The sequence below is a fragment of the Ruminococcus sp. 1001713B170207_170306_F1 genome (assembly GCF_015668065.1).
Lineage (GTDB): Bacteria > Bacillota > Clostridia > Lachnospirales > Lachnospiraceae > Blautia_A > Blautia_A faecis.
Genome location: NZ_JADPEX010000053.1, coordinates 1 through 4,482 on the forward strand (window position 1 = coordinate 1; position 4,482 = coordinate 4,482).

Below are 4,482 nucleotides of genomic sequence, written 5' to 3' on the forward strand. Positions count from 1 at the left end.
GAACTGTTTTTTCAGATAACCCAGTTAATTCACAGGTTTCTTTTACTGAAAGAAGAAGTTTCCCATTTTCCTCCTTTGTATCGTTCTTTTTTCTCATACCTACATTTCCTTTCACATATCAAATTCAACTACTACAATGTACCTTTCTCCCGTAATGCCAATATTTTTTCTATTGCTTCCTGTCTTGTTATGCCTTCTCTTTTGGCTTTTATTGCAATATACTCTTGTGCTACACCATATGCTTTACAGCAAGCCACAAAGCTTCTGTACACTTCTCCATGGAAATGGAATTCTTTTTCTATCCGCGCTTGATAAGTAGCAATAACAGCCTCTTCAAAAGAACAGTTAGTATCTCTCATGCGCTTAAGTACCAATTTTTTTTGTATTTTTAAATCATCGTAGCAACTGGTTTTAGAAGGATATTCTTTTCCCATTATAACGACTTTTTTAGGGACTCCCGGTTCAAAATTCGTCTGTCTTTTAAATTGCTTTTCTTTTGCTTTCCGATCCTTTCTTTTTAAAAAGTATTCCACAGCATCTTCGGCAGAAACCATTTTTTCTACCATTCTTCTATAAACATCCTTATACCGTATCCCCTGTTCTTCACAGCACTGGCGAAGATCATTATAAAATTGATCACCGACTTTCAGTGCCACATTTTGAAACACTTCTTCTCTTTTGGCATAATAATCGGCAGCTTCCGTAATCGAGCATTCATTGCGAAGTGCATATCCATAAAGAGTTCCTTCTCGGATTCGCAGATCAGAACATAATTCCTTTATATTTTCATAGCATTTACCATTTTCCAATGTTATGTTTTCAATATCTCCGGTGCCAAAAAGCCTTTCTTTTTTTTGCTTTAGGTTTTGTAACGTTTCCTGCACACTGCAATCACTGTTCATAATTTTTGCCAAAACTCGTCTATATGGAAATTTCAACATCCTACAACATTCATGCAGATCCGCATATTTTACTCCATCAAATTCTATAACATCTGTTCCTAGTTTTTGCTTAAGTTCTAAGCAGTGTTTGATGGCTTCCTCTTTTGAACAATTATATCTTGAAGAATAATTGTAAACATCATAATACTTTATTCCGTACTGTCTGCACTGTTCTGCAATGGACTTATGGCAAATGGTGCTATCATAATCATTTTTTCTTCTTACAGGATGCTGTATGAGGTAATAGTTAAGAGCTTCAGCTAATGAAATATCCTCTGCAATACATTTTTGGCGTACTTTGTCTGCTTCTAAATTGTAATTCCAACAGCACTTCACAAATGAATCGTATTTTTTTCCTTTGTAAAAAAAAGGAGAAGGATTATATACTCGTTGATTTCCGGCCCTGTTTTCAGCTTTTTTCAAACAATAATTTAGTGCTACAGTTTTTGATCTTCCTGTTTCTCTCATACAACGTCTCACAGTGCATTCAGGTATTCCCAGCTCTTTACAACACTCACGAAATGATGCATAGTTTTTGCCTTTATACTTGAAGCGCAAAAGATTTGCATGATTAATTGAGCGCTCAAGAGCTTCCTGAACTGTATACCCGCATTGATACTGTAATTGCTGAACGCTATATTTGTTTATTTTATAAAAATCGCAACAGGTATCTAAGCTAAGCCATTTCCTATTACGAAAAACAAACTCCTTTTTCTGTTTATTCTCTAACATCTGGCTTATAGCTTCCTCAAACGTACAGTTATAGTCGTGTGCATGCTGCAATACTCCCAAATATCTTAACCCAAGTTTTTCGCAGCAATTCTTTTTTCCCGAATATGTAACACCATCATATTCATAACTAAATTGTTCCCAATATTTCGATTTTCGTTTCGGTTTATGCATTTGAACATGATCCTTTCCTTGATTCCGAATTGACACAAAACAGGCAATATTCCCCCTTTCGTTATTTTATTCACGGCATTAGCAGAAGTAATATAAAAAACACCCTAAAACCATTATCCTTATGATTTTAGGGTGTACTAATCACACTATATTAAGCTCTTAACATCTTGATCTCCATCAAGATAAAATATCTGCAGTATCTGCTGCCAAATGCCATTTTTATTATACCATTCTGTAGTTTTGTGTCAATTTCACTGTAGTTCCATATACGTAGTATTTTAATTTCATCACCATGATAATTTACAAAATTATTTTCTAAGACTCGTATGAGCCAACAATATAGGAACAATACCATTTATGCAGCATTTTCCATTAAATCTTCCTCCAGAATATCCGCAAGCAGCTTTCCAGTAAAGCCAAATCCGTTCACCTTTACTTTCTTTTCCCGCAGATCCTCAATTTCTCTCTTTCGAAGATCACGGCTTTTTAGTGCAAGTATCTTATCTTCCTTATTAAGTTTGCGCGAAAGCTGTTTCTGCCAGCGCAATAAAAATTTCTCAGCCTGCTTAATATCCGGGTTCTGCCTGTCAAAATATGTCCGTTTCTGGCGTACCGTCCCGTCTGGTTCTACTTCCAATGTATAATATGGCTTTTGGGGTGCATTCTTTTTTCTCAGGAACAAAAGATAAGACTCCTGTTTTGCCATACGCGCAAAATAAGTATCTTTTCCGATGATGCAGTGCTGCAGTTCTTCTCCTTCTTCCAGAATATCCTTGATATTCCGCGGGGCCAAAATTTTGAAAGTATGATCGCTATATTCATATTTTCTCAGATTTTCACAGACATTTTCTATACCAGGAAATTTTTCTGTAATCTCTTCGGCTTTTATATCCAGTTTCTTCTCTATCATCAATTGAACCAGTTCGTTATGCCGTTTTTCCAGTTTTCTCACACGGTATATAATTGGATCCTTCACGTCCATACCAAGCTTTGACGCCATGCCAAGATAGTCTTTCCAGGTACCAATGAGCTCCTTTGGTTTTTTTTCACTTTCTTCTGCCTGTTTTTCCAAATAATTTTTCATCTGCTCCGGGCTCATCCGATCCAGTACAAACAAAAGTTCTTCCGGACAGATCTGCCATTTCGAGTACCAGGAAATCACGTTATCTTTCATCACTTTTCCCAATTCTTTTTCATAAATCAACCATTGCAGAAATACTTTTCCACCATGATTATTGCGAAGGCGGTTCAGGCGGAACTTATCAATCCCAAGAGCATGTCCAAGCGAATCTGCTTCCTTATAAAAAACAGAAGTGCTGTTTCCTATGATTTCCTTTGCAAGCTCATTCAGCCCGGCTTTTATCAATTGCTCCAGATAAGGATATTGCTTTAACCGATGAAAATAGGCTACCGGCTCTACTGATTCACTTTTTCTGACCAGTTCATAGAATCCGCTTCTTTTAAGCTGGTTATTTTTTATTCCATGGAGTGACTTTTTGTAGATATGTCCCGGATAGCGGGGTTCATATCCCCAATTTCCCCAGCAATAAGGGTTATATGTATTCAATGACCCATGGATCCATCTGTTCTCTTCTGTCCCATGATAATAGCCCCAGTAAAATTCTTTTTCGTTAAGGTCTTTATCAAATACATATCGTCGCTGCTCTCTCCAGTTATAAACTGGTTTTGTATAAGCAACCATGTCATATTTCACATCTGCCCTGAATTCACGAATAACAAAATTATCACCACACGTCTGCAAAAGATATGCAGTTTCTTCTTTTGACTTTACCATGCGCTGTCTTCCAACTGCCTTATATTGGATCTTATGCCTGCAGTTAGGACATTTTCCCATCCTGTTGTGTTTTACGCCATTTACCACCACATTCTTTTCGCACCATGTACAGTAGCCTGTGATATTTTTCTTCCGGGAGTATTCATAAAAAATGTAATTCTGTGTAATTCCCACTTTTTTCAGCCATTTCTCCCAGTCCTTCGGAGTTTCCCTGACATATTTCATAATCTGATCCCAGGCGGTTGTTCGTTTTAAATGTTTCTGTATCTTTTGCCTTTCCCGTACCTGTTCTTCAAAATGAAAAAGGCCATAACATACATTATCTTTTTTATATTCCTCACCCAGGGTTTTCCATATTTGACTGCGGCTGTTCAGATCACACCAGGCATGATCTCCCTTTACACCTTTGGGCAGTTCAATTTTATCCAGCATTTTATTAGTCCATTTCTTCAGCCGGTAATCATACCCTATGAAGCAATCTTTTTCCTTATCAATGAACAGGGTATATAAAGGTCTTTTTCCGCCAGCATTCAAAATATCTGTAACAAAAAAAACAATTTTTAAGATATTTTCGTCCATTTCTGCCTGAATGAACAAACCAATTGGATATTTCATTCTCTCATAATCCATATTTCCGATAACTGGAATATCACTTTCTGCCGCCAGAAGCATCTCTTCCGATGGTTCCAATACCTTCATTTTTTTTAGCTTTCGTTTTTCCATCTAATTTGTCCTTTCCGAAGTTATTTTATAAATTCAGGGTTAACTGCTCAGCCTCATCCTTATGCGCATTTGCCGTAACCCACTCCTGTTGCAAAGCTTCAATCTGTTCGACAGAAAGTC

The 4,482-nt window shown here is 36.9% G+C and carries 2 protein-coding genes; both read right to left on the bottom strand.

The window, feature by feature from the left end:
- Positions 1-131: 131 nt before the first annotated feature.
- The gene (locus I4V84_RS19300) at positions 132-1,844 is read right to left on the bottom strand and encodes a hypothetical protein (RefSeq protein ID WP_195993178.1); all 1,713 of its coding nucleotides are present in this window, start codon (positions 1,842-1,844) and stop codon (positions 132-134) included.
- Positions 1,845-2,199: 355 nt separating this feature from the next.
- Entirely contained in the window at positions 2,200-4,338 is a 2,139-nt protein-coding gene (locus tag I4V84_RS19305) for a PcfJ domain-containing protein (protein ID WP_207748707.1), read from the bottom strand.
- Positions 4,339-4,482 lie beyond the last annotated feature (144 nt).